Below are 23,476 nucleotides of genomic sequence, written 5' to 3'. Positions count from 1 at the left end.
CCAGGAGCTCAGCATGACCGAGGAGACCACCGACAGGCAGGAGGCGTTCTTCGCCTTCGACGACGACGACGAGCGGGAGAACGGGCGCTCCCGCCGGCCGATCGCCTGGAAACCGACCGCGGTGGGCCTGCTCGGGCTGCTCCTGGGCCTGATGCTGGCCGTGAGCGGCGCCCTGGCCTGGGACGACTCCCGGAAACTGGCCGGCTACGCGGACCGGTCGTGGGTGATCGCCGGGACGTACCAGGACATGACCAACGACCTGCAGACCAAGACGTACAACCCCATCTACCGGGGGGCCCTGCCCGACGACGAGGCGGTCACGGCGCAGCCCTTCGACTCCGGGCTCGCCGACCCGCGTGTCCCGGAGGCGGGGGAGGAGATCGTCTTCCGCGGCACGCAGACCGGCGACCGCGAGGGCGACTTCCACCAGGAGGCCGACGCCCTGCTCGCCGTCGAGGACGGCACGCTGCAGGTCGTCGAGACCGCCGAGGCCGGCGAGTTCGGCAACGGCATCACCGCCGGGACGATCACGGGCAAGCGGGTGCAGGCCGCGCTGCTGCTCCTCGCAGGCCTCGGCGCGGCCGTGGGCGGGATCTGGTACGCCCGCCGGCTCTACTCCGCCGGGCACTGACCGGCAGACCCACGGCCCGGGGCCCCCGCAGGACGCACCGCGTCCGGCGGGGGCCCCGGGCCGTGCCGGGCCGCCGTGGGACGGACCGCCGCAGGACGGGCCGCCGCGGGCGTGCCGGGACGGGTCAGCGCCGGGCGGGGGCGGGCAGGGCGGGCAGCTCCGGGCGGAGCAGCCACGCGTCCAACAGGCCGTCGAGCTCGGCCCAGCGCTGCGGGGGCGCCCAGGAGCGCAGGTGCTCGCGGAAGCCGGCCGTGCTGACCCACCCGTCGCGGTGCGCCGTGACCCAGCCGCGGAGCATGCCCCGGAAGGCCTCCTCGCCCAGGGCCTCGCGCAGGGCGTGGACGGTGAGGGCGCCGCGCACGTAGACCACGTCGTCGAACAGGCGCACCTGCCCGGGATCGCCGATCACGAGGTCCTGGCGCATCCTGGAGAGGGTCCTGTGGGCCTTCTCCGCGTGCCAGCGGGCCGGCTTGTCCCCGGAGGCCTCGGACCAGACCCACTCCGCGTAGGACGCGAAGCCCTCGTTGAGCCAGATGTCCTGCCAGGAGGCGAGCACGAGGCTGTTGCCGAACCACTGGTGGGCCAGCTCGTGGGCCACCAGCCGCTGCTCCTCCCAGTCCGTGCCGAGCTGGTTCTTGCCGAACACGGAGCAGGCGAAGCACTCGAACGGGTCCTCGAGCGACTCGTCCACGACCACCACGGTGTAGCTGGGGAAGGGGTAGGGGCCGAACCACTCCGTGAAGGCCTCGAGCATCCTGCCCTGCTCGGCGAAGGTCTTCTCGGCCTTCTTCTGCCGCTTCTTCGAGCACACGAGGTACTGCGGGACCCGGGAGCCGGTGAGCTCGCTGCGCCGGTACGGCCCGATCTGCACGGTGGCCAGGTACGGCGGCAGCGGCACCCGCGACGTGTAGACCCAGTGGCGCTCGCCGCCGCGCTCGGCCACCGACTCCAGCTCGCCGTGCACCACGACCTCGTAGTCGGCGTCGGCGTGCACGCTCACCCGATAGGTCGCCCGGTGGGAGGGGTGGTCCACGCACGGGAACCAGGTGGATGAGCCGGTGGGCTGCCCGGCGACGAGCACGCCGTCGTCGAGCTCGGCCCAGCCGATCTCGCCCCACGGTCCGTCGAGGGACTCCGGGTAGCCCTCGTAGGCCACGGTGAGCACGAAGGACTCCCCGGCGGCGACCGGCCGCGGCAGGGTGAGCACGAGCCGGCTGCCCCGGTGCTGCACGCCCACCTTGCGGGGACCCAGCAGCCCGCCGAGCCCGCCGTGACCGACGCGGGCGTCGGTCACGGCGAGCTCGGTGAGGTCCAGCTCGATCCGGTCCGTGTCCCGCAGGGCGCGGCAGGTCAGGGTCGCCCGGGCCTCGAGCCCGTTGTCCTCGACGTCGTAGTCGAGGTCCAGGTCGTAGTGCTCCACGGTGGCCGCGCAGCACCCGACGAACGGGGTGTAGGGGTCCCGGGCGCCGTCCGCCCCGAGGTAGCGGTGCATCGGTGCCGCGCTCACGGGACCAGCAGCAGCTTGCCCTGGGCGGCCCGGGACTGGAGCACCTCGTGCGCCTGCCGTGCCTGCGCCAGCGGGAAGGTCTGGGCGACGCGCACGGTCAGGGACCCGTCGAGCACCGCGTCGAAGAGCTCGCCGGCGCGCCAGTTGCGCTCCTTCTCGTCGAGCAGGTAGTCGTTGAGCGTGGGACGGGTGACGTACAGGGAGCCGTGCCGGGCGAGGCCCTGCAGGTCGAACGGGGGCACCTGGCCGGAGGAGCCGCCGAAGAGCACCAGCACGCCGCGCTTGCGCAGCGCCCGGAGCGACTCGTCGAAGGTGTCCCTGCCCACGGAGTCGTAGACCACGTCCGCGCCGCGGCCGCCGGTGAACTCCCGGACCCGCTCGGCGAAGCCCTCGTAGCCGACGAGCGCGTGGTCGGCGCCCAGCGAGCGCGCCGTCTCCGCCTTGGCCTGCGAGCCGACCAGGGCCACGACCGTGGCGCCCAGCGACCTCAGCAGCTGCACCACCAGACCGCCGACCCCGCCCGCGCCCGCGGTGATCACGGCGACGTCGCCCTCCTGCACCGGGTAGGTGGAGCGGACCAGGTAGTGGGCCGTGAGGCCCTGCAGGGGCAGGGCCGCCGCGACCTCGTCGGAGACCCCGGCGGGCACCCGCAGGGCCTTGTCCGCGTCGACCAGGAAGGCGTCCGCGTACGTGCGGGCGGCCTGGGACGTGGTGACCCGGTCGCCCAGGGCGAAGTGCTCCACCGCGGAGCCGACGCCCGTGACCACGCCCATGCCCTCGGAGCCCGGCGTGAAGGGGTGCTCCACGGGGTAGACGCCCTCGCGCTGGTAGACCTCGATGAAGTTCACCCCCGCGGCGCGGGTCTCGACGAGCAGCTGCTGCGGGCCCGGCTCGAGGTCCGGGCGCTCGCCGAGGGACAGGACCTCGGGGCCTCCGGGCTGCTCGACCATGACGGAACGGACCATGACGGGTACCTCCTGGACTTCGCGGACGGAACGCCCTCATCGTAGGCACGCCGTCCTGGGCGGCACTGCCCGCGGCGGCCCTCCGGGGGTAGCGTGAGCACAAGTGGGGGCACGGGAGGACCCCCGTCATGATCGAGGTTTGCGTCCGGAAAGCGTAGATTCGGGGGCAGAGCCGTTCCGGGGGGAACGACGGACGGCCTCGGCCGGAGCGACACCCGGCGACCCGTGCTGCGACCCAGCGGCCCGGGCGCCGCGCCGGAGGCCGGCGGTGTTCTCCCGTCACGGTGCATAATTATTGAAGAGCATGCATAAATTTGAGCTAGAGTGGGCCGTATGACGTTCAGCGCAGCAGTGTCGGGAGCATCCGGGTACGCCGGGGGGGAGGTCCTCAGGATCCTCGCGGGCCACCCGGGGATCGAGATCGGGGCCGTGGGGGCCCACTCCAACGCCGGTCAGCGGCTGGGGGAGCTGCAGCCGCACCTGCACTCCCTGGCCGACCGCGTGCTCGTCGACACCACGGTCGAGAACCTGGCCGGGCACGACGTCGTCTTCCTCGCCCTGCCGCACGGGGCCTCGGCCGCGATCGCCGCGCAGCTGCCGCCGGAGACCGTGGTGATCGACGCCGGGGCCGACCATCGGCTGGAGTCCGCCGAGGACTGGGACCAGTTCTACGGCTCGGCCCACGCGGGGACCTGGCCCTACGGGCTGCCCGAGCTGATCGTCGACGGGGAGGGCGCCCGCCAGCGCGAGCAGCTGCGCGGTGCCACGCGCATCGCGGTGCCGGGCTGCTACCCGACCAGTGCCCTGCTCGCCCTGGCCCCGGGCTTCGCGGCCGGGCTGCTGGAGCCAGAGGACGTCGTGATCGTCGCCGCCTCCGGCACCTCGGGCGCCGGCAGGGCCGTCAAGCCGCACCTGCTGGGCTCCGAGGTCATGGGCTCCATGGCCCCCTACGGGGTGGGCGGGGCGCACCGGCACACCCCCGAGATCGAGCAGGGCCTGTCCCGGGCCGCGGGCGAGCGCGTGCGGATCTCCTTCACCCCGACGCTGGCGCCCATGCCGCGGGGCATCCTCACGACCGCCACCGCCCGCGTCGCCGAGGGGGTCACCGCTGACCGGTTGCGGGAGGCCTGGCTGAGCGCCTACGCGGCGGAGCAGTTCGTGACCGTCCTGCCCGAGGGCACGTGGCCGGCCACGAAGTCGGTGGCCGGCTCCAACCACGCCCAGCTCCAGCTCGCTTTGGACCCCCGCGCGGGCCGGGTGGTCGTCACCTGCGTCATCGACAACCTCGTCAAGGGCACCGCCGGCGGTGCCGTCCAGTCCGTGAACCTCGCCCTCGGCCTGCCGGAGGACACCGGCCTGAACCTCCAAGGAGTCGCACCGTGAGAACGTACCCCTCCCAGCAGCCCGCCGGCACCCTCCGGGTGGACACCGGACGCGGGGTGGCCGCGGCCCAGGGCTTCCGCGCCGCCGGCACCGTCGCCGGGTTCAAGGACTCCGGCGGACCCGACCTCGCCCTCGTCGTCAACGACGGGCCGCAGCACCACGTCGGGGCGGTCTACACGACCAACCGGGTCTCGGCCGCCCCCGTGCAGTGGTCGAAGGCCGCGACCGCCGACGGGCGGGCCGCCGCGGTGGTCCTCAACTCCGGCGGGGCCAACGCCTGCACCGGCCCGCAGGGCTTCCAGGCCGCCCACCGCACCGCCGAGCTCGTGGGCGAGGCGCTCGGCGTCGGGGCGGGCGACGTGGTGGTGTGCTCCACCGGGCTCATCGGCGTCCAGCTGCCCATGGACGTGATGGAGCGCGGTCTGCCCGCGGTCGTCGAGGCCCTGGGCGGCGACGACGAGGCCGGGGCCGCCGCCGCCCGGGCCATCATGACCACCGACTCCGTCTCCAAGCAGGCCGCCTACGTCCGCGACGGGTGGACGGTCGGCGGCATGGCCAAGGGCGCGGGCATGCTCGCCCCCGGCCTGGCCACGATGCTCGTGGTCCTCACCACCGACGCCGAGCTCTCCTCGGACGCCCTGCAGTGGGCCCTGGAGGACGCCGTGAAGGTCACCTTCAACCGCACGGACTCCGACGGCTGCATGTCCACCAACGACACCGTGGTCCTGCTGGGCTCGGGCGCCTCCGGGGTCACCCCGGACGAGTTCGAGTTCAGCCAGGCGGTCACGGCGGTGTGCCACTCGCTGGCCCAGCAGCTCATCACGGACGCCGAGGGTGCCTCCCACGACATCGCGATCACCACGGTCAACGCGGCGACCGAGAAGCAGGCCGAGGACGTGAGCCGCTCGGTGGCCCGCTCCAACCTGTTCAAGGCCGCGATCTTCGGCAACGACCCCAACTGGGGCCGTGTGCTGTCCGCGGTGGGCACCACCGAGGCCGCGTTCGATCCCGACAAGCTCGACGTCACCATCAACGGGGTGACCGTGTGCCGCAACGGGGCGATCGGCGACCCCCGGGAGGACGTGGACCTCGCCGCCGACCGGCGGGTCAGCGTGCTGATCGACCTCAAGGCCGGGGACGCGGACGCGACCGTGTGGACCAACGACCTCACCCACGACTACGTCGAGGAGAACAGCGCCTACTCCAGCTGACCGTTCCACCGCCCACCGCCCACCGCAGAACCGCCCACGGCGCAGGAGAACCATGCCCCACCCGAGTGACCCGACCCGCTACGAGACCGCCCAGCTGAAGGCGGGCACCCTGATGGAGGCCCTGCCCTGGATCCAGCGCTACGCCGGCGCCGTGATGGTCTTCAAGTACGGGGGCAACGCCATGGTCTCCGAGCCGCTGCGCGAGGCCTTCGCCCAGGACATGGTCTTCCTGCGCCACGTCGGCGTCCGGCCGGTGGTCGTGCACGGCGGCGGCCCGCAGATCAACCGGATGCTGGAGCGGCTGGGCATCGCCTCCGAGTTCCGCGGCGGCCTGCGGGTGACGTCCCGGGAGGCCGTGGACGCGATCCGGATGGTGCTCACGGGCCAGGTCCAGCGCGAGCTCGTCTCCCTGCTCAACGCCACCGGCCCCTACGCCGTCGGGCTGTCCGGGGAGGACGCCGAGCTCTTCCGCGCGGTGCGCCGGGGCACCGTGGTGGACGGCGTCGAGGTGGACCTGGGCCACGTGGGCGAGGTGGTCGGCGTCAACGCCGAGCCCCTCACGCAGCTCCTCGACGCCGGGCGGATCCCGGTGGTCTCCTCCGTGGCCCCCGAGGTCGACGACACCGGCCGGCCGACCGGGGAGATCCTCAACGTCAACGCCGACACCGCAGCGGCCGCGGTCGCCGTGGCCCTGCGCGCGGAGAAGTTCGTGGCGCTCACGGACGTCGAGGGCCTCTACGCGAACTGGCCCGACCGGGACTCCCTCATCGCCTCGCTCTCCACCTCGGAGCTGCGGGCCATGCTCCCGGGCCTCCAGGCGGGGATGATCCCCAAGATGGAGGCGGCCCTGCGGGCCGTGGAGGGCGGGGCGCGCCGGGCGTCCATCGTGGACGGGCGCAGCCCGCACACGTGCCTGCTCGAGATCTTCACCGACACCGGCATCGGAACCCAGCTCGTCCCCGACCACGGAGCCTCGTCATGACCGCCGCCCAGCACACCACCTCCCGCTTCTCCGCGCAGGCCACCCTGCTCGGGGAGTACTCCGACTCCCTGCTCGGCGTCTTCGGCAGCCCCTCCCTCGTGCTCACCCACGGCCACGGCGCCGTGGTCACCGACGCCGACGGCCGGGACTACCTGGACCTGCTCGCGGGCATCGCCGTCAACGCCCTCGGCCACGCCCACCCCCGCTGGGTGGAGATCGTCTCCCGCCAGCTGGCCACGCTGGGCCACGTCTCCAACTTCTTCACCTCCCCGCAGCAGATCGCCCTCGCCGGGAAGCTGCTGTCCCTGGCCGGGGCCCCCGCCGGGTCCCACGTGTTCTTCGCGAACTCCGGGACCGAGGCGAACGAGGCCGCGTTCAAGCTCGCCCGGCGGCACGGCCAGGAGCACCCCGGCCCGGACGGCCGGCCCCGCAGCACGGTCCTCGCCCTGGAGTCGGCCTTCCACGGGCGCACCATGGGCGCCCTCGCCCTGACCGCCAAGGAGGCCTACCGGGCCCCCTTCGAGCCGCTGCCCGGCGGGGTGCGGCACATCCCCGCCACGGTCGAGGCCCTCGAGCAGCACCTCGACGGGACGGTCGCCGCGCTCGTCGTGGAGCCGGTGCAGGGCGAGGCCGGCGTGCGCGAGCTCCCCGAGGGCTTCCTCCGGCGCGCCCGGGAGCTGACCCGCCGGCACGGCGCGCTGCTGATCGTGGACGAGGTGCAGACCGGCGTGGGCCGCACCGGGCGCTGGTTCGCGTCCTCGACCGAGCTCACCGGGGACGACCTGCCGGACGCGCTCACCCTGGCCAAGGGGCTGGGCGGGGGCTTCCCCATCGGGGCGATGCTCACCGTGGGGCCCGAGGTCTCCGCCCTGCTGGGCGCCGGCCAGCACGGCACCACCTTCGGCGGCAACCCTCCGGCCACCGCCGCGGGCCTGGCCACCGTCACGGTCATCGAGGAGGACGGACTGCTCGAGCACGCCCGCACGGTCGGCGCTCTGCTCGGCGACGGGCTGCGGGCGGTCCCCGGCGTCGGCGAGGTGCGCCAGCGCGGCCTGCTCATCGGCGCCGACCTCCTCGTCCCCGAGGGCGCCACCGCCCCGTTCGGACCCGCCGTGGTCGAGGCCGCGCGGGAGGCCGGCTTCATCGTCAACGCCACCGGTCCCGCGACCCTGCGCCTGGCCCCGCCCCTGATCCTCACGGAGGAGCAGGCGCGCACCTTCCTCGAGGCCCTGCCCGGGATCCTCTCCACCGCCACCACCGCCGTCGCGGCCCCCGCCGCGGCCCCGGCCGGCACCCCTCCGGCCGCCGTCCCACCGAAAGAAGCATGAAACCGTCCATGACCCCCCGCCACTTCCTCGTCGACACGGACCTCACCCAGCAGGAGCAGGCCGAGGTGCTCGAGCTGGCCCTCGCGCTCAAGGCCGACCGCTGGGCCCACCGCCCCTACGCCGGCCCGCAGACCGTGGCCGTCATCTTCGACAAGACCTCCACCCGCACCCGGGCCTCCTTCTCCGCCGGCATCGCCGACCTCGGCGGCAACCCCCTGATGATCAACCCGGGGGAGTCGCAGCTGGGCAAGGAGAGCGTGGCCGACACGGCGCGCGTGTTCTCCCGCATGGTCTCCACGATCGTCTGGCGCACCTACGCCCAGTCCGGGCTCGAGGAGATGGCCGCCGCCTCGGACGTGCCCGTGGTGAACGGGCTCTCCGACGCCTACCACCCCTGCCAGATCCTCGCCGACCTGCTCACGGTCCGCGAGCACCGGGGCGACCCCGCCGGGCTGACCTTCGCCTACCTCGGGGACGCCGCCAACAACATGGCCCACTCCTACCTGCTGGGCGGGGCCACCGCCGGCATGCACGTGCGGGTGGCCGGGCCGCAGGGCTACCTGCCGGACCCGGCAGTCGTCCGGGCCGCCGAGGAGCGGGCCGCCCGGACCGGCGGGTCGGTGCGGGTGACCACCGACCCGGCCGAGGCGCTCACCGGCGCGGACGTGGTGTGCACCGACACCTGGGTGTCCATGGGTCAGGAGGCCGAGACCGAGGCCCGGGCCCGGATCTTCAGACCCTACTGCGTGGACGCCGCCGCCATGGCCCGGGCCGAGCCCGGGGCGCTGTTCCTGCACTGCCTGCCCGCCTTCCGGGGCTCGGAGGTCGCCGCGGAGGTCATCGACGGCCCGCAGTCGGTCGTCTGGGACGAGGCCGAGAACCGCCTGCACGCGCAGAAGGCCCTGCTCGTGTGGCTCATGGCCCGGTCCGGGCGCTACGACCTCGACGCCGCCCGCTCCCCGGGCCTGCCGGCATGAGCATCCCGGCGACGAAGACCGCCCGTCAGGCCCGGATCGTGGCCCTGGTGACCGGCGGCGCCGTCCACTCCCAGGCCGAGCTGGCGGCCATGCTGGCCCAGGACGGCGTGCAGGTCACGCAGGCCACGCTCTCCCGCGACCTGGTCGAGCTCGGCGCCGTCCGGGTCCGGGACGGGTCCGGCGCCCTCGTCTACGCGGTCCCGCAGGCCGGGGCCGACCGCTCACCCGCCTCCGGGATCACCCAGGAGGTGCTCGACGCGCGGCTGGCGTCCCTGTGCCGCGAGCTGCTCGTCACCGCCGAGGCCAGCGCCAACCTCGTGGTGCTGCGCACCCCGCCGGGGGCCGCCCAGTACTTCGCCTCCGCCATCGACACCTCCGTGCTCCCGGCGGTGCTCGGGACCATCGCCGGCGACGACACCATCATGGTGGTCTGCCGGGAGGCCGACGGCGGCGAGGCCGTGGCCCGCCGGTTCCTGGACCTCGCCGACTGATCCCCGCCGACCGCTCCCCGCCCCCGCGGGAACCGGTCGCGGGACGGCCGCGGACACAGGCCGGACCCCGTCCGGTGTGGTGCAATGACCTCCACGTCGTCCGCCCCGGAAGGAACCCCGTCATGCCGAACCTGGCGTCCCTGCTCGCCGACACCGCCGCCCGCCACCCCGACCGCCCGGCCGTGCTGCTGGACGACCGGGTCCTCGGCTACGCCGAGCTCGACGGGCTCGCGGCCCGGGCCGCGGGACTCCTGCACGCCACCGGGGTGCGCGCCGGGGACCGGGTGGCGCTCATCGCGCCGAACGTCCCGCAGATGCCGATCGCCTACTACGGCGCCCTGCGCGCCGGGGCCGTGGTCGTGCCGCTGAACCCGCTGCTCACTCCCCGGGAGCTGGCCCACCACTTCCGCGACGCCGAGGTCACCGCCGTGGTGGTGTGGGAGGCGATGGCGGAGGCCGCCCGGGCCGCGCTCGCCGACCTCGGGCTCGAGGTCCCCGTGGTCGAGCTCGGCGCCGGGACCGGGCAGCAGCTCGCGGCGGCGGATCCGCTGCCCGCGGTCGTGGAGCGCGCGGGGGACGACATGGCCGTGCTGCTCTACACCTCCGGCACCACCGGCCGTCCCAAGGGGGCCATGCTCACCCACGACAACCTGCTCGGCAACGCCGCGATGGTCGTGGACCTGTTCCGGATCACCGAGCGGGACGTGTTCTTCGGCGGGCTGCCGTTCTTCCACGTCTTCGGCCAGACCGTGGCGCTCAACGCGGTGGTGGCCGCCGGCGCGGCGGTGACGCTGCTGCCCCGCTTCGCCCCGCGCACCGTGCTGGAGATCCTCGCGCGGGACGGCGTCACGGTGTTCGCCGGGGTGCCCAGCATGTACGTGGCGCTGCTCGAGGCGCTCGGGGAGCGGGCCGCGTCCTTCCCCGCGCTGCGGGCCGCGATCTCCGGCGGGGCCGCGCTGCCGGTCGAGGTGCTCCGGCGCTTCGAGGAGGCGTTCGGCACCCGCCTGCTCGAGGGCTACGGGCTGTCGGAGACCTCCCCGGTGGTCTGCTTCAACCGGTTCGAGGGCCCGCGCCGGCCGGGCTCGATCGGCACGGCGGTGCCCGGGGCGGACCTGCGGGTGCTGGACGACCGGGGACGGGAGCTGCCGCGCGGGGAGGTCGGCGAGCTCGTCGTGGCGGGGGAGTACGTGATGGCCGGCTACTGGCGCAACCCCGAGGCCACCGAGGCGGCGATCCGCGACGGCTGGTTCCGCACCGGCGACCTCGCGCGCGTGGACGAGGACGGCTTCCACTACATCGTGGACCGCAAGAAGGACATGGTGCTGCGCGGCGGCTACAACGTGTACCCCCGCGAGATCGAGGAGGTGCTGTACGAGCACCCCGCCGTCGCGGAGGTCGCCGTCGTCGGCGTCCCGGACGAGGCGCAGGGCCAGGAGGTCGCGGCGTTCGTGGTGCTCACGGCCGAGGCCGCCGCGGACGGCGAGCGCCTGGTGCCCGAGCTGCGGTCCTGGGTGCGCGAGCGCCTGGCGTCCTACAAGCGCCCGCGGCTCTACCGGGTCGTCGGGTCCCTGCCCAAGGGGCCCACCGGGAAGATCCTCAAGCGCGAGGTGGAGCGGCTGGCCTAGCGGCCGGCGTACTCCTCGAGCACCGGGAGCAGGTCGGCGCGCTCGAAGACCCGGGCGAAGTCGGCGGCGGAGTGGGCGCCGGCCGTCTGGGAGGCGCCGGCCTCGAGCAGCGCCCGGACGACGGCCTCGTTGCCCCGGAAGACGGCGCTCAGCAGCGCGGTCTGGCCGTTGTCGTTGACCCGGTCGGGATCCGCCCCCGCCTCGAGCAGCGCCGCGACGGTCTCCTCCTGCTGGTGGTACGCGGCCAGGATCAGCAGGGTGTCGCCCTTGCCGTTGGTGAGGTTCACCGGGACGCCGGCGCGCACGGCGGGCAGCAGGTCCTCGGTGCGGCCCTCCCGGGCCATGTCGAAGAGGGTCAGCACGTAGGCCATCTCCTCCTCGGTCAGCTGCGGGGCGGCCGGGTCCTGGGGCGGCTGGGGGTTCTCGGTCACGGCGGGTCCTTCGGGGTCGTCGGGCGGGTCCTGAACGGGCAGTTTACCGGGGTCGGCGACGCGCCGGGACTCCGCGGTACCCGGGTCTTGACGTTGCAGTAACCACCTGGCACGCTCGTGTGACACAGCTCACCCCGCCCGTTCCTCGCGCCGGTGCCCGCGCACCGGGGATCCGGAGTCCCCATGACCAATCTCGCCACCCTCCTCACCGACTCGGCCGCCGCGACCCCCGACGCCCGGGCGATCGTGCTCGACGACAGGGCCCTGAGCTACGGGGCCCTCGACGACCTCTCCGCGCGGGTGGCCTCGATGCTCTGTGCCAGCGGCATCCGGGCGGGGGACCGCGTGGCGATGATCCTGCCCAACGTCCCGCACATGCCGATCGCCTACTACGGCATCCTGCGGATGGGCGGCGTGGTCGTGCCGCTCAACCCCCTGCTCAGCCCGCGGGAGCTCACCTACCACTTCCAGGACGCCGAGGTCTCCCTCGTGCTGGTCTGGGAGGCCATGGCCGAGGCCACCCGCACCGCCGTCGCGCAGCTGGAGCGGGAGGTGCCCGTGGTCGAGGTGACGGCCGCCGGGACGCTGCAGAGCCTCGGCGAGGTGCCGCCGATGCCGGAGCTGGCCGAGCGGGCCGACGACGAGCCCGCCGTGCTGCTCTACACCTCCGGGACCACGGGCCGGCCCAAGGGCGCGGTGCTCACCCACCACAACCTGCGGACCAACGCGGAGCTCTCCGCGAGCCTCTTCGGCATGGGACCCGGGGACGTCATGTTCGGCGGGCTGCCGTTCTTCCACGTCTTCGGCCAGACGGTGGCGCTCAACGGCGTCATCGCCTCCGGGGCCGCCGTCACGCTGCTGCCCCGCTTCGACCCCGCGAAGGCCCTGGAGATCCTCGTCCGCGACGAGGTGACCGTCTTCGCCGGGGTGCCCAGCATGCACATCGCGCTGCTGCACGCCGCCGGCGAGGGACCCGTCGAGGTGCCGCACCTGCGGGCCGGGGTCTCGGGCGGCTCCCCGCTGCCGGTGGAGATCCTCGAGCGCTTCGAGAGGGTCTTCGGGGCCCCCATCTACGAGGGCTACGGCCTGTCGGAGACCTCCCCGGTCGTCTGCTTCAACCAGGAGGCGCACGGGCGCAGGCCGGGGTCCATCGGGACCGTGGTGCGCGGGGCGCAGCTGAGGGTCGTCGACGACCGGGACGAGGACGTCCCCGTCGGGGAGATCGGCGAGCTCGTGGTGGCGGGGGAGTACGTGATGGCCGGCTACTGGCGCAACCCCGAGGCCACCGAGGCGGCGATCCGCGACGGCTGGTTCCACACCGGCGACCTCGCCCGCGTGGACGAGGACGGCTTCTACTACATCGTGGACCGCAAGAAGGACATGGTGCTGCGCGGCGGCTACAACGTGTACCCCCGCGAGGTCGAGGAGGTCATCTACCAGTTCCCCGGGGTCGCGGAGGCGGCCGTGGTCGGGGTGCCGGACGAGACGCTGGGCGAGGAGGTCGCGGCGGTCGTGGCCTTCCGGGACGTCCTCGAGGCCGGGACGGACGCCCGGATCGACGAGCTCGACGCGTTCGTGCGCGAGCGCGTGGCCAAGTACAAGCACCCGCGCTACTACAAGGTGGTCGACGAGCTGCCCAAGGGCCCGACCGGCAAGATCCTCAAGCGCTCCCTCGACCTGGAGGGCGCCGGGCGCCGCGGCTGAGCCCGGCACGCCGGAGGGCCCGGCCGCGATCCGCGGCCGGGCCCTCCTCGTCCTGCCCCCCGGCGGTCCGCCGGGGGCACCGATCCGGCCGGGGCCCGTCCAGGACCCCGGCCCGAGGATCAGTTGGCCATCATGGCCGGGTTCTCCCGGGGCTCGCGCTCCACGGACACGTGCTCGTTGGGCACGCAGTGGGTCATCGTCAGACCCTCCACGCTGCGCGGGCCGTTGTTGCCGAGGTTGGCCACGCGCCGCTGCTCCTCCTCGGTCAGGCGCTGGGTGGGCAGCGGGCCGAGGTCCTTGACGTCCTCGAGGGAGACGCCGATGCCGTCGCCCACGCGGCGGCCCATCTCGTCCTCCACCATGTAGAAGTGCCAGACCATGCGCTCCTGGATCGGTCGGTCGCACTGGGACAGCGCGTCGACCAGGTTGGCGATGAGCTCCTCCTTCTCCCAGTCCTCCTGGAGCTGGAAGCGCTCACCGGCCTGCTTGTAGTCGTTGGTCCGCTCGATCTGGGCGCGGGTCAGGCGCGCGGTGATCTGCGGGCCGACCTCGGGCCGGTAGCCCTCGGGCTTCGGGGCCTCCTGGACACCGCCGATGATGGACGGCTCGTAGTTCACGTGCGGGTTCTGCCCCGGGGCGTGGTCCACGGCGTAGGCCATCTGGCCGTCGCGCTGGTTGGTGGCCACCGGCGCCTTCGGCGCGTTGACCGGCAGCTGCAGGTAGTTCGGGCCCACGCGGTAGCGCTGGGTGTCCGAGTAGGAGAAGGTGCGGCCCACGAGCATCTTGTCGTCGGAGAAGTCCAGGCCGTCCACCAGCACACCGGTGCCGAAGGCGATCTGCTCGTTCTCCGCGAAGAAGTTCTGCGGGTTGCGGTTGAGCACCATGCGCCCGACCGGCTTCGGCGGGAACAGCTCCTCCGGCCACACCTTGGTGTCGTCCAGCGGGTCGAAGTCCAGCTCGGGGTGGTCGTGGTCCTCCATGACCTGGACCTGCAGCTCCCACTCGGGGTAGTCGCCGGCCTCGATCGCGTCGTAGAGGTCCTTGGTGTGCGAGCCCAGGGTCTGGGCCTGGATGTTCGCCGCGTCCGCGGAGGTCAGGGACTTCACGCCCTGCTTCGGGATCCAGTGGTACTTCACCAGCACGGACTCCCCGGCGGCGTTGACCCACTTGTAGGTGTTCACGCCGAAGCCCTGCTGGTGGCGGTAGTCCGCCGGGATCCCGCGCGGCGAGAACAGGATCGTGACCATGTGCATCGCCTCGGGCGACTGGCTCCAGAAGTCGAAGGCGCGGTTGGCCACGCCGGCCTCGAAGTTCACGGGGTCCGGCTTCTGGGAGTGGATGAAGTCGGGGAACTTGATGGCGTCGCGGATGAAGAACACCCCGAGGTTGTTGCCCACGAGGTCCCAGTTGCCGTCCTCGGTGTAGAACTTCACGGCGAAGCCGCGCGGGTCCCGGGCGACCTCGGAGGAGTCGCGGCCGCCGGCCACGGTGGAGAAGCGCACGGCCACGTCGGTGCGCTTGCCGGCCTGCTGGAAGAGCTTCGCGCGGGTGTACTCGGCGATGGGCTCGTCGCCGTACTGGCCGTAGGCCTCGAAGTAGCCGAAGGCGGTGGTGCCGCGGGCGTGCACCACGCGCTCGGGGATGCGCTCGCGGTCGAAGTGGCTCATCTTCTCGAGGAACGCGTAGTTCTCGAGGGTCGCGGGGCCGCGCGAACCGACGGTGCGGGTGTTCTGGTTGTCGTGGACCGGGTGGCCCTGACGCGTGGTGAGGGTCTGCTCGGGAACGTTCGTCATGGGGTTCCTCTCGGGGTAGGGACCGGGTGTGCAGCACGGCCGGGACGCGGAGGCCCCGACGTTGCGGGTGGGCTCGTCCGGCGCGGACGAGACCGTGCCCTCAGTATGTCGGAAGCGCCTGGCTATTGCTAGCTATTCATAATTGCGGTGGGTCGCCGGCCCCAGGGCCCGTCGGGACCCGCCCGAGAGTGCATAAATACAACTTACCGTGTATAGTCATGCACAGAGACGGGGCCCACGCCGTGGTGCCCGGACCACCGACGAAGGAGAACACCGTGACCGAGCGCGTAGTGCTGGCCTACTCCGGAGGCCTCGACACCTCCGTGGCCATCGGCTGGATCGGCGAGGCGACGGGGGCCGAGGTCATCGCCGTGGCCGTCGACGTGGGACAGGGCGGGGAGGACCTCGAGACCATCCGGCAGCGCGCCCTGGACTGCGGCGCCGTCGAGGCCTACGTGGCCGACGCCCGCGACGAGTTCGCGGCCGAGTACTGCATGCCCGCGCTGCAGGCCAACGCCCTGTACATGGACGCCTACCCCGTGGTCTCGGCGCTGTCCCGTCCGGTGATCGTCAAGCACCTCGTGGCCGCGGCCAAGCGCTTCGGCGCCTCGACCGTCGCCCACGGCTGCACCGGCAAGGGCAACGACCAGGTCCGCTTCGAGGTCGGCATCCAGACCCTGGGCCCGGAGCTCAAGTGCATCGCCCCGGTCCGCGACCTCGCCCTGACCCGCGACAAGGCCATCAGCTACGCCGAGAAGCACGACCTGCCGATCGCCACGACCAAGAAGAACCCCTTCTCGATCGACCAGAACGTCTGGGGCCGCGCCGTGGAGACCGGGTTCCTCGAGGACATCTGGAACGCCCCCACCAAGGACGTCTACGACTACACGGACGACCCCACCTTCCCGCCCCCGGCCGACGAGGTCGTCATCAGCTTCAAGGGCGGCATCCCCGTGGCCATCGACGGCCAGCCCGTCACCCCGCTGCAGGCCATCCAGGAGATGAACCGCCGCGCCGGGGCGCAGGGCGTGGGCCGGATCGACATCGTCGAGGACCGGCTGGTGGGCATCAAGTCCCGCGAGGTCTACGAGGCCCCCGGCGCCATGGCCCTGATCGCCGCCCACCGCGAGCTGGAGAACGTCACGATCGAGCGCGAGCAGGCCCGCTTCAAGCGGACGGCCACCCAGCGCTGGACCGAGCTCGTCTACGACGGCCAGTGGTTCTCCCCGCTGAAGCAGTCCCTCGACGCGTTCATCCAGGACACCCAGAAGTACGTCGACGGCGACATCCGGATGACCCTGCACGCCGGCCAGGCCACCGTCACCGGGCGCCGGTCCGCCACGTCCCTGTACGACTTCAACCTCGCCACCTACGACGAGGGGGACGCCTTCGACCAGTCCCAGGCCCGCGGGTTCATCGAGCTGTTCGGCATGTCCTCGAAGGTCGCGGCGTCCCGCGACCAGCGCCTCGCGGCCGAGGGAAAGTAGACCAGGAGCACGTAGGCTCGTGCCGAGCAGGAACGGGCACGACGACGGAGGGCCCCATCCCGGCGGTGGGGCCCTCCGCGCACGCCGGGGGACCGCCCCGGTCCGCACCGACGGGACCGCCAGGGCGGCAGAGACCGCCCGGACGGCAGAAGGAGAGACATGGCGCAGCAGGACAAGCACGGCACCAACGAGGGCGCGCTCTGGGGCGGGCGCTTCGCCGGGGGGCCGGCCGACGCCCTGGCGGCCCTGAGCCGGTCGACGCACTTCGACTGGCGGCTGGCCCCCTACGACATCGCGGGCTCCCGCGCGCACGCCCGGGTGCTGCACACCGCGGGGCTGCTGAGCGGCGAGGAGCTCGAGGGCATGCTCGCGGCCCTGGACCGGCTCGAGGCGGACGTCCGCTCCGGCGCCTACACCCCCGCCCCCTCGGACGAGGACGTGCACGGCTCCCTCGAGAGGGGGCTGATCGAACGGGCCGGCCCCGAGCTCGGCGGCAAGCTGCGCGCCGGGCGCTCCCGCAACGACCAGATCGCGACCCTCGGGCGGATGTACCTGCGCGACCACGCCGCGATCATCGCCCGCAACGTGCTCGACGTGGTCCAGGCCCTGCTGGACCAGGCGAAGGCCCACCCGGAGGCCCCCATGCCCGGGCGCACCCATCTCCAGCACGCCCAGCCCGTCCTGCTGTCCCACCACCTGCTCGCCCACGCCTGGGCGATGCTGCGCGACGTCCAGCGCCTGGTCGACTGGGACGCCCGCGCCGCGGTGTCCCCCTACGGCTCCGGGGCCCTCGCCGGGTCCTCCCTGGGCCTGGACCCGGCGGCCGTGGCCGCGGAGCTGGGCTTCGACTCCGCCGTGCACAACTCCATCGACGGCACGGCCGCGCGCGACGTCTACGCCGAGTTCTCCTGGGTCACCGCGATGATCGCGGTGGACATGTCGCGGATCTCCGAGGAGATCACCACGTGGGCCACCAAGGAGTTCTCCTTCGTCACGCTCGACGACGCCTTCTCCACGGGCTCCTCGATCATGCCGCAGAAGAAGAACCCGGACATCGCCGAGCTCGCCCGCGGCAAGGCCGGCCGGCTCATCGGCGACCTGACGGGCCTGCTGGCCACGCTGAAGGGCCTGCCGCTGGCCTACAACCGGGACCTCCAGGAGGACAAGGAGCCGGTCTTCGACGCGATCGACCAGCTCGAGGTCCTGCTCCCGGCCGTCGCGGGCATGATCGGCACGCTGGCCTTCAACACGCAGCGCATGGCCGAGCTCGCGCCCCAGGGCTTCGCCCTGGCCACGGACGTGGCCGAGTGGCTCGTGCGCCAGGGCGTGCCCTTCCGCGACGCCCACGAGATCGCCGGGGACGCGGTGAGGGTCTGCGAGCAGCGCGGGATCGAGCTCTGGGACCTCTCCGACGCCGACTTCGCCCAGATCTCCGCGCACCTGAGCCCCGGCGTGCGCGAGGTCCTCACGGTCGAGGGCTCGCTGGCCTCGCGCAGCGCCCAGGGCGGCACGGCCCCGTCCGCCGTCGCGGCCCAGATCGGGGAGCTCGAGCGGCAGACGGCCGAGGTCGCCGCGTTCTCGCGGCGGGCCCCGATCGTCGCGGGATGAGGCCCGGGGCGCCCGTGGACGGGACCGCGCTGCTCGCGCTGCTCTCGCGGCCGGCCCCCGAGGTCGCGCCGCGCCTGCTCGGCGGCCTGTTCGGCCACCGCGGCGAGGACGGCGCCGTGGTCGTGCGGATCACGGAGATCGAGGCCTACGGCGGGCCGGCCGGCTCCGACCTGCCGGACCCCGGCGCGCACACCTGGGGCGGGCGCACCGCGCGCAACGCCTCGATGTTCGGCCCGCCGGGCCACGTCTACGTGTACTTCACCTACGGCATGCACCACGCGGTCAACCTCGTCTGCCGGCCCGAGGGAGCGGCGGGCGGGTGCCTCGTGCGGGCCGGGGAGGTCGTGGAGGGCGTCGAGCTGGCCCGCGCCCGCCGCGCCCGGGGCCGGTCGAGCCCCGTGCCCGACGCCGGGCTGGCCCGCGGTCCCGGCAACCTGGCCAAGGCGCTGGGCATCGACCTCGGCCACGACGGCGCCGCGCTCGCGGCCGGGGATCCCGCCGCCCCGGGCTTCTTCCTGGTCCCGCCCGAGGACCCGCAGCAGCAGCCGGTGGCCTCGGGGCCGCGCACGGGCGTGTCCGGGCCGGGAGGTACCTCCGAGTTCCCCTGGCGCTGGTGGATCCCGGGGGAGCCCTCCGTCTCCCCGTACCGTGCCGCCGTTCCGCGCCGCCGCCGCTGACCCGGCGGCCGCGCAGGGCGGCTAGCATGACGAGCGTGAGCGAATCCGTTGAGCAGATGATCGAGCGCCTGTGCGTGAAGATCCCCGACTACCCGGAGCCGGGGGTCCTCTTCCGGGACCTCACGCCCCTGTTCGCGGACGCCGCCGGCTTCCGGCGGACCATCGACGCCCTGGTCGACGCCTTCCGCGGCCAGTTCGACTACGTGGCCGGGATCGAGGCGCGCGGCTTCCTCATGGCCGGGGCCGTGGCCTACGCCTCCGGCGTCGGCCTGATCCCGGTGCGCAAGGCCGGGAAGCTGCCGCGCGAGACCTTCCGCGAGGAGTACGTCCTCGAGTACGGCTCGGCGGTGCTGGAGATCCACACCGACGACGTGCCCCGCGGCGCCCGGGTGCTCGTGCTCGACGACATCCTGGCCACCGGCGGCACCCTGGGCGCCACCGCCCAGCTGCTGCACCGGGCCGGCCTGCACGTCGCCGGCTTCGGGCTGGTCATGGAGCTCACGGACCTGCGGGGCCGGAGCCGCCTCGGCGGCCACCGTGTCCGGGCCCTGTACCGCGTCTGACCGGGGACGTCGTCCCCGGCGTTGCGCCTGTTACGCAACGTGCGGCGGCGCGACCGTGGGATCGCCGTGCGTACCGGTAGAATCGATGGTCTGTTCGATCCGGAACGAGGTGTCCACCCATGGCAGAGACTGTCGCCACGATGGCGGCCGAGCAACTTGCTGTCGAGCGCGCGTACGTCGCGATGCTCTACGACCGGCTCGACGAGCTGCGGGCCGAGAAGACGGCGGAGCTCGCGGCCGTGCGCCGCAGCGAGTCGGCCGGCAACCACCAGAACCGCGCGGAGCGCGACGCCTTCGCCTCCCACTACGAGGACCGCCTCGCCCAGCTGGAGGCCGTGGACCACCGGCTCGTCTTCGGGCGGCTGGACACGCACGAGGGCGACCGCCGCTACGTCGGGCGCATCGGCCTGGCCACCCAGGACCACCAGCGGCTCATGGTCGACTGGCGCGCCCGGGAGGCCGCCGCGTTCTACCAGGCGACCGCGCAGAACCACATGGGCATCCGCCGGCGCCGGCACCTGATCCTGGAGGGCCGGGACGTCGCCGCCCTGGAGGACGACGTGCTGGACCCGGACATGCTCGACGACGAGGGCGTGCTGCACGGGGAGGGCGCCCTGCTCGCGGCGCTGAACCAGAAGCGCACCGGGCGGATGTCCGACATCGTCGCGACCATCCAGGCGGAGCAGGACAGGATCATCCGCGCCCCGCTGCCGGGTGTGCGCGTGGTGCAGGGCGGGCCCGGCACCGGCAAGACCGCCGTGGCGCTGCACCGGGCCGCGTACCTGCTCTACGAGCACCGGGAGCGACTGCGCAAGGCCGGGGTGCTCATCGTGGGCCCGTCGTCGTCGTTCCTGTGGTACATCGAGCGCGTGCTGCCCGCGCTGGGGGAGACCGGCGTGGTCATGTCCTCGCTGGCCGAGCTGTTCCCCGGCGTCGCCGCGGTCCCGGAGCGGAACCCGCGGACGGCGCGGCTGAAGTCGGGCCTGGACATGGCCGACGTCGTCGCCCGTGCCGTGCGCGACCGGCAGAAGGTCCCCGCTCAGGCCCAGGTGCTGCGCGTCGACACGCACCGGGTGACGCTGACCCCGCGCACCGTCAAGCGTGCCCGGGACAGGGCCCGCGCCACGGGCAAGCCGCACAACGAGGCGCGCAACACCTTCGTCAAGATCGTGCTGCGCGAGCTCACCGAGCAGCTCGGCGAGCACCTCAACACCACCAGCGGCAACGTGATGGACCGCTCCTACCTCGCCGAGGACATCCGGCAGGCCCGCGACGTGCGGATCGCCCTGAACCTCGCGTGGATGCCGCTGTCCCCGCAGACGCTGGTCGACCAGCTGTTCAGCAAGCGGCACTACCTCGAGTCGGCGGCCCCGCACCTGGACGCCGGCCAGGTCGAGGCGCTGCTGCGCCCGGCCGGCAGCCCGTTCACGGTGGCCGACGTGCCGCTGCTGGACGAGGCCGCCGAGCTGCTGGGCGACCTGGAGCAGGCCGGGGTGCGCCGGCGGGCCGAGTCGGAGCGCGAGCAGCGCAAGGCCACGGACAACGCCGAGCGTGCGCTGCAGAACATGCACCAGAGCCTCGAGGACGTCGGCGCCGACGGCATCGTCACCGCCTCCCAGCTGACGGACTTCAACGCCGCGACCCAGCACCGCATGACCGCCGCCGAGGCGGCCACCGCCGACCGCACGTGGGCCTACGGGCACGTCGTCGTCGACGAGGCGCAGGAGCTGTCCCCGATGCAGTGGCGGGTGCTGATGCGCCGTTGCCCCATGAAGTCCTTCACCGTGGTCGGGGACATCGCCCAGGCCGGCTCGGCCACCGCGGCGCACAGCTGGGGCGACGCCCTCGAGCCGTTCGTGGGGGAGCGCTTCGTCCTCGACGAGCTCACGGTGAACTACCGCACCCCGGCCGCGATCGCGGAGGCCGCCGTCGACGTCGCCCGTGCCGCCGGCCTGGACATCTCCGCGCCGCGGGCCGTGCGGGAGGGCGAGCCCCCGGTCGTCACCCGGGTCGGCCCCGCGGAGGTCGTCGAGGCGGTGCTCGAGCAGGTCCGGTCCGAGCTCGAGCTCGTCAACGGGGGACTCGTGGCCGTGATCGTGCCCGAGGACCGCGTGCCCGAGATCGGCGCCGCCCTGGCCGAGGAGATGCCCGGACTGGTCGGCGCCGGAGTGCGCCGCCTGGACCGGCAGGTCGTGGTGCTCTCCGCCTGGGACGCGAAGGGCCTGGAGTTCGACTCCGTCGTCCTGCTGGAGCCGCAGGCCCTGCTGGACGAGGTCGGCGGCGGGGTCGGCAACCTGTACGTGGCCATGACCCGCCCCACCCAGCGCCTGCGCATCGTCGCGGCCGCCGGGCTGCCGGCCGGTCTCGACCGCTTCTGACGCCGGACCGGGGACGGGGCGCGGACGGGCTGCCCGTCCGCGCCCTGGTACCTTGGAATCCGTGTCGAACGCAATTGATCTGAACTCCCAGCACAACGACCCGGCCTTCGCCAACATCTGGCAGGAGCTGCAGTGGCGCGGCCTGGTGCACGTGTCGACCGACGAGGCGGCGCTCGAGACGTCGCTGTCGGAGGAGAAGGTCACCTATTACTGCGGGTTCGACCCGACCGCCGCGTCCCTGCACCTGGGCCACCTGGTCCAGCTGCTGCTCATGCGCCGGCTCCAGCTGGCCGGGCACCACCCGATCGGGCTGGTGGGCGGGTCCACCGGGCTGATCGGCGACCCCCGGCAGAGCTCCGAGCGGGTCCTGAACTCCAAGGAGACGGTGGCGCAGTGGGTGGACCTGCTGCGCGGGCAGGTCGAGCGGTTCCTCTCCTTCGAGGGGGAGAACCGGGCGGTGATGGTCAACAACCTGGATTGGACCTCCCAGCTGTCGGCGATCGACTTCCTGCGCGACATCGGCAAGCACTTCCGGGTGGGCACGATGATCAAGAAGGAGATCGTTGCCAAGCGCCTGAACTCGGACGAGGGAATCTCCTACACCGAGTTCAGCTACCAGATCCTGCAGGGCCTGGACTACCTGAACCTCTACCGGGAGCACGGCTGCACCCTGCAGACCGGCGGCTCCGACCAGTGGGGCAACCTCACCTCCGGCACCGAACTGATCCGCAAGGTCGAGGGCACCGCCGTGCACGCGATCGGCACGCCGCTGATCACCAACTCGGACGGCACCAAGTTCGGCAAGTCCGAGGGCAACGCGGTGTGGCTGGACCCCGAGCTCACCTCGCCGTACGCCTTCTACCAGTTCTGGCTCAACACCGCCGACGCCGACGTGGTCGACCGGCTGAAGGTCTTCACCTTCAAGTCCCGCGCGGAGATCGAGGAGCTCGCCCGGCGGACCGCGGAGGAGCCGTACAAGCGGGAGGCCCAGAAGGTGCTGGCCTGGGAGGTCAACTCGCTGGTGCACGGGGTCGAGGCCACCGAGAAGGCGATCGCGGCCTCGGCGGCGGTCTTCGGCCGCGGTGAGCTGGGGCAGCTGGACGCCGGCACCCTGGAGTCCGTGGCCCGGGAGCTGCCCGGGGCCAGCGTGGAGGCCGGCCGGCTGCAGGTGGCCGACCTGCTGGTGGCCACCGGCCTGTCCGAGTCGAAGTCCGCCGCGCGCCGCACCCTCAAGGAGGGCGGGGCCTACGTCAACAACGAGAAGGTCGTCGGCGAGGACGCCGAGCTGGGCCCGGAGCAGCTCCTGCACGGGCGCTGGGCCCTGCTGCGCCGGGGAAAGAAGCACCTTGCCGCGGTGACCGTGCATCCCTGATCCACGACCGTTCGGAGCCGGCACCCCCGCCGGGGAACCGCGTTTGCGGCACCCCGGACGGGGGTGTAGTGTTCATCGAGTCGTCAGGCGGGGCCGAGAGGCCGGCCGGCGACAGTCCCGCAAAGAGCAGCCCGGCAGAGCGCCGAGCCAAGTTCATGCGGGAACGACCGTCCTGACGGGACCGGATCGGGTGCCAGCGTCAAGTTGACACGCCGGAGACGGGCCGCGTAGGATGGACGAGCTGCCTGAGGCTGGGAACGCTGGTTCCGAGTCGGAGGGCGCGGATAAGATTCCACTCACGAGTTTCGGGGCCCTGGGGGTCCTGGTTCTTGGTCTGTTGTTTGAGAACTCAATAGTGTGCCA

At 73.1% G+C, this 23,476-nt stretch carries 19 protein-coding genes; 15 read left to right on the top strand and 4 right to left on the bottom strand.

All coding sequences use genetic code 11. The features are described 5' to 3' along the window. The first annotated feature begins 13 nt into the window (after positions 1–13). Positions 14–631, top strand: a complete 618-nt coding sequence (locus GMA12_RS10515; protein WP_156269491.1) for a hypothetical protein — start codon at positions 14–16, stop codon at positions 629–631. Between the two features lie 124 nt (positions 632–755). Here the strand turns inward: GMA12_RS10515 and GMA12_RS10510 are convergent, their stop codons facing one another. Continuing rightward, a complete protein-coding gene (locus GMA12_RS10510) occupies positions 756–2,138 on the bottom strand; it encodes a M1 family metallopeptidase (RefSeq protein ID WP_156269490.1) in 1,383 nt (460 codons plus the stop codon). Beyond that, positions 2,135–3,103 (bottom strand): quinone oxidoreductase family protein, encoded by a 969-nt coding sequence (locus GMA12_RS10505; RefSeq protein ID WP_240898773.1) that lies wholly within the window; start codon positions 3,101–3,103, stop codon positions 2,135–2,137. Before GMA12_RS10505 ends, GMA12_RS10510 begins: the two co-directional genes overlap by 4 nt. Positions 3,104–3,436: 333 nt before the next feature. On the opposite strand from GMA12_RS10505, the gene argC reads away from it, so the two are divergent. The 7 genes from argC (at position 3,437) to GMA12_RS10470 (ending at position 11,100) form a co-directional block, all read left to right on the top strand. Further along, a complete protein-coding gene (gene argC, locus GMA12_RS10500; RefSeq protein WP_156269489.1) occupies positions 3,437–4,486 on the top strand; it encodes an N-acetyl-gamma-glutamyl-phosphate reductase in 1,050 nt (349 codons plus the stop codon). Next, a complete protein-coding gene (gene argJ, locus GMA12_RS10495; protein WP_370831172.1) occupies positions 4,483–5,697 on the top strand; it encodes a bifunctional glutamate N-acetyltransferase/amino-acid acetyltransferase ArgJ in 1,215 nt (404 codons plus the stop codon). The genes argC and argJ overlap by 4 nt, the downstream gene beginning before the upstream one ends. Before the next feature lie 52 nt (positions 5,698–5,749). Further along, a complete protein-coding gene (argB, locus tag GMA12_RS10490) occupies positions 5,750–6,679 on the top strand; it encodes an acetylglutamate kinase (protein WP_156269488.1) in 930 nt (309 codons plus the stop codon). Continuing rightward, positions 6,676–8,007, top strand: a complete 1,332-nt coding sequence (locus GMA12_RS10485) for an acetylornithine transaminase (protein ID WP_156269487.1) — start codon at positions 6,676–6,678, stop codon at positions 8,005–8,007. The genes argB and GMA12_RS10485 overlap by 4 nt, the downstream gene beginning before the upstream one ends. Before the next feature lie 8 nt (positions 8,008–8,015). Further along, positions 8,016–8,984, top strand: a complete 969-nt coding sequence (gene argF, locus GMA12_RS10480) for an ornithine carbamoyltransferase (RefSeq protein ID WP_370831169.1) — start codon at positions 8,016–8,018, stop codon at positions 8,982–8,984. Then, a complete protein-coding gene (locus GMA12_RS10475; protein ID WP_156269485.1) occupies positions 8,981–9,475 on the top strand; it encodes an arginine repressor in 495 nt (164 codons plus the stop codon). Before argF ends, GMA12_RS10475 begins: the two co-directional genes overlap by 4 nt. A 122-nt stretch (positions 9,476–9,597) precedes the next feature. Further along, a complete protein-coding gene (locus GMA12_RS10470; RefSeq protein ID WP_156269484.1) occupies positions 9,598–11,100 on the top strand; it encodes a long-chain-fatty-acid--CoA ligase in 1,503 nt (500 codons plus the stop codon). Here GMA12_RS10470 and GMA12_RS10465 read toward each other — a convergent pair. Beyond that, positions 11,097–11,531, bottom strand: coding sequence for an ankyrin repeat domain-containing protein (locus GMA12_RS10465; RefSeq protein ID WP_370831165.1), 435 nt, complete (start codon positions 11,529–11,531; stop codon positions 11,097–11,099). The two genes, GMA12_RS10470 and GMA12_RS10465, sit on opposite strands and share 4 nt — an antisense overlap. A 183-nt stretch (positions 11,532–11,714) precedes the next feature. Here GMA12_RS10465 and GMA12_RS10460 point away from each other — a divergent pair, with 183 nt between their 5' ends. Then, positions 11,715–13,235: a long-chain-fatty-acid--CoA ligase gene (locus tag GMA12_RS10460; RefSeq protein ID WP_156269483.1), complete on the top strand. Its 1,521-nt coding sequence runs from the start codon at positions 11,715–11,717 to the stop codon at positions 13,233–13,235. A gap of 119 nt (positions 13,236–13,354) precedes the next feature. Here the strand turns inward: GMA12_RS10460 and GMA12_RS10455 are convergent, their stop codons facing one another. Beyond that, positions 13,355–15,028, bottom strand: coding sequence for a catalase (locus GMA12_RS10455; RefSeq protein ID WP_156269482.1), 1,674 nt, complete (start codon positions 15,026–15,028; stop codon positions 13,355–13,357). A 275-nt stretch (positions 15,029–15,303) separates the two neighbouring features. On the opposite strand from GMA12_RS10455, the gene GMA12_RS10450 reads away from it, so the two are divergent. From GMA12_RS10450 to tyrS, 6 genes are all read left to right on the top strand, one after another. Continuing rightward, positions 15,304–16,515 carry an argininosuccinate synthase gene (locus tag GMA12_RS10450; RefSeq protein ID WP_162459723.1) on the top strand — a complete coding sequence of 404 codons (1,212 nt, stop codon included), beginning with the start codon at positions 15,304–15,306 and terminating at the stop codon, positions 16,513–16,515. 159 nt (positions 16,516–16,674) lie between these two features. Continuing rightward, complete coding sequence (gene argH, locus GMA12_RS10445) at positions 16,675–18,123, top strand: argininosuccinate lyase (protein ID WP_156269480.1); 1,449 nt, start codon at positions 16,675–16,677, stop codon at positions 18,121–18,123. After that, positions 18,120–18,800: a DNA-3-methyladenine glycosylase gene (locus GMA12_RS10440; protein ID WP_156269479.1), complete on the top strand. Its 681-nt coding sequence runs from the start codon at positions 18,120–18,122 to the stop codon at positions 18,798–18,800. The genes argH and GMA12_RS10440 overlap by 4 nt, the downstream gene beginning before the upstream one ends. A 26-nt stretch (positions 18,801–18,826) precedes the next feature. Next, the gene (locus tag GMA12_RS10435; RefSeq protein WP_156269478.1) at positions 18,827–19,363 is read left to right on the top strand and encodes an adenine phosphoribosyltransferase; all 537 of its coding nucleotides are present in this window, start codon (positions 18,827–18,829) and stop codon (positions 19,361–19,363) included. A gap of 119 nt (positions 19,364–19,482) precedes the next feature. Then, the gene (locus tag GMA12_RS10430) at positions 19,483–21,741 is read left to right on the top strand and encodes a HelD family protein (protein WP_156269477.1); all 2,259 of its coding nucleotides are present in this window, start codon (positions 19,483–19,485) and stop codon (positions 21,739–21,741) included. Between the two features lie 61 nt (positions 21,742–21,802). After that, complete coding sequence (tyrS, locus tag GMA12_RS10425; protein WP_162459722.1) at positions 21,803–23,113, top strand: tyrosine--tRNA ligase; 1,311 nt, start codon at positions 21,803–21,805, stop codon at positions 23,111–23,113. Positions 23,114–23,476 lie beyond the last annotated feature (363 nt).

It is taken from the genome of Kocuria sediminis, from assembly GCF_009735315.1.
Lineage (GTDB): Bacteria > Actinomycetota > Actinomycetes > Actinomycetales > Micrococcaceae > Kocuria > Kocuria turfanensis.
Note: the sequence above shows the minus strand (reverse complement) of the source record. Positions and strands in the feature narration are given on the sequence as shown.

What these genes read in the sequence shown, in the direction of transcription:
- GMA12_RS10515 (WP_156269491.1), top strand. Translation starts at nt 14, where the DNA reads ATGACCGAGGAGACCACCGACAGGCAGGAGGCGTTCTTCGCCTTCGAC.
- GMA12_RS10505 (WP_240898773.1), bottom strand. Translation starts at nt 3,103, where the DNA reads ATGGTCCGTTCCGTCATGGTCGAGCAGCCCGGAGGCCCCGAGGTCCTG.
- argC (WP_156269489.1), top strand. Translation starts at nt 3,437, where the DNA reads ATGACGTTCAGCGCAGCAGTGTCGGGAGCATCCGGGTACGCCGGGGGG.
- argB (WP_156269488.1), top strand. Translation starts at nt 5,750, where the DNA reads ATGCCCCACCCGAGTGACCCGACCCGCTACGAGACCGCCCAGCTGAAG.
- GMA12_RS10485 (WP_156269487.1), top strand. Translation starts at nt 6,676, where the DNA reads ATGACCGCCGCCCAGCACACCACCTCCCGCTTCTCCGCGCAGGCCACC.
- argF (WP_370831169.1), top strand. Translation starts at nt 8,016, where the DNA reads ATGACCCCCCGCCACTTCCTCGTCGACACGGACCTCACCCAGCAGGAG.
- GMA12_RS10475 (WP_156269485.1), top strand. Translation starts at nt 8,981, where the DNA reads ATGAGCATCCCGGCGACGAAGACCGCCCGTCAGGCCCGGATCGTGGCC.
- GMA12_RS10470 (WP_156269484.1), top strand. Translation starts at nt 9,598, where the DNA reads ATGCCGAACCTGGCGTCCCTGCTCGCCGACACCGCCGCCCGCCACCCC.
- GMA12_RS10460 (WP_156269483.1), top strand. Translation starts at nt 11,715, where the DNA reads ATGACCAATCTCGCCACCCTCCTCACCGACTCGGCCGCCGCGACCCCC.
- GMA12_RS10455 (WP_156269482.1), bottom strand. Translation starts at nt 15,028, where the DNA reads ATGACGAACGTTCCCGAGCAGACCCTCACCACGCGTCAGGGCCACCCG.
- argH (WP_156269480.1), top strand. Translation starts at nt 16,675, where the DNA reads ATGGCGCAGCAGGACAAGCACGGCACCAACGAGGGCGCGCTCTGGGGC.
- GMA12_RS10440 (WP_156269479.1), top strand. Translation starts at nt 18,120, where the DNA reads ATGAGGCCCGGGGCGCCCGTGGACGGGACCGCGCTGCTCGCGCTGCTC.
- GMA12_RS10435 (WP_156269478.1), top strand. Translation starts at nt 18,827, where the DNA reads ATGACGAGCGTGAGCGAATCCGTTGAGCAGATGATCGAGCGCCTGTGC.
- GMA12_RS10430 (WP_156269477.1), top strand. Translation starts at nt 19,483, where the DNA reads ATGGCAGAGACTGTCGCCACGATGGCGGCCGAGCAACTTGCTGTCGAG.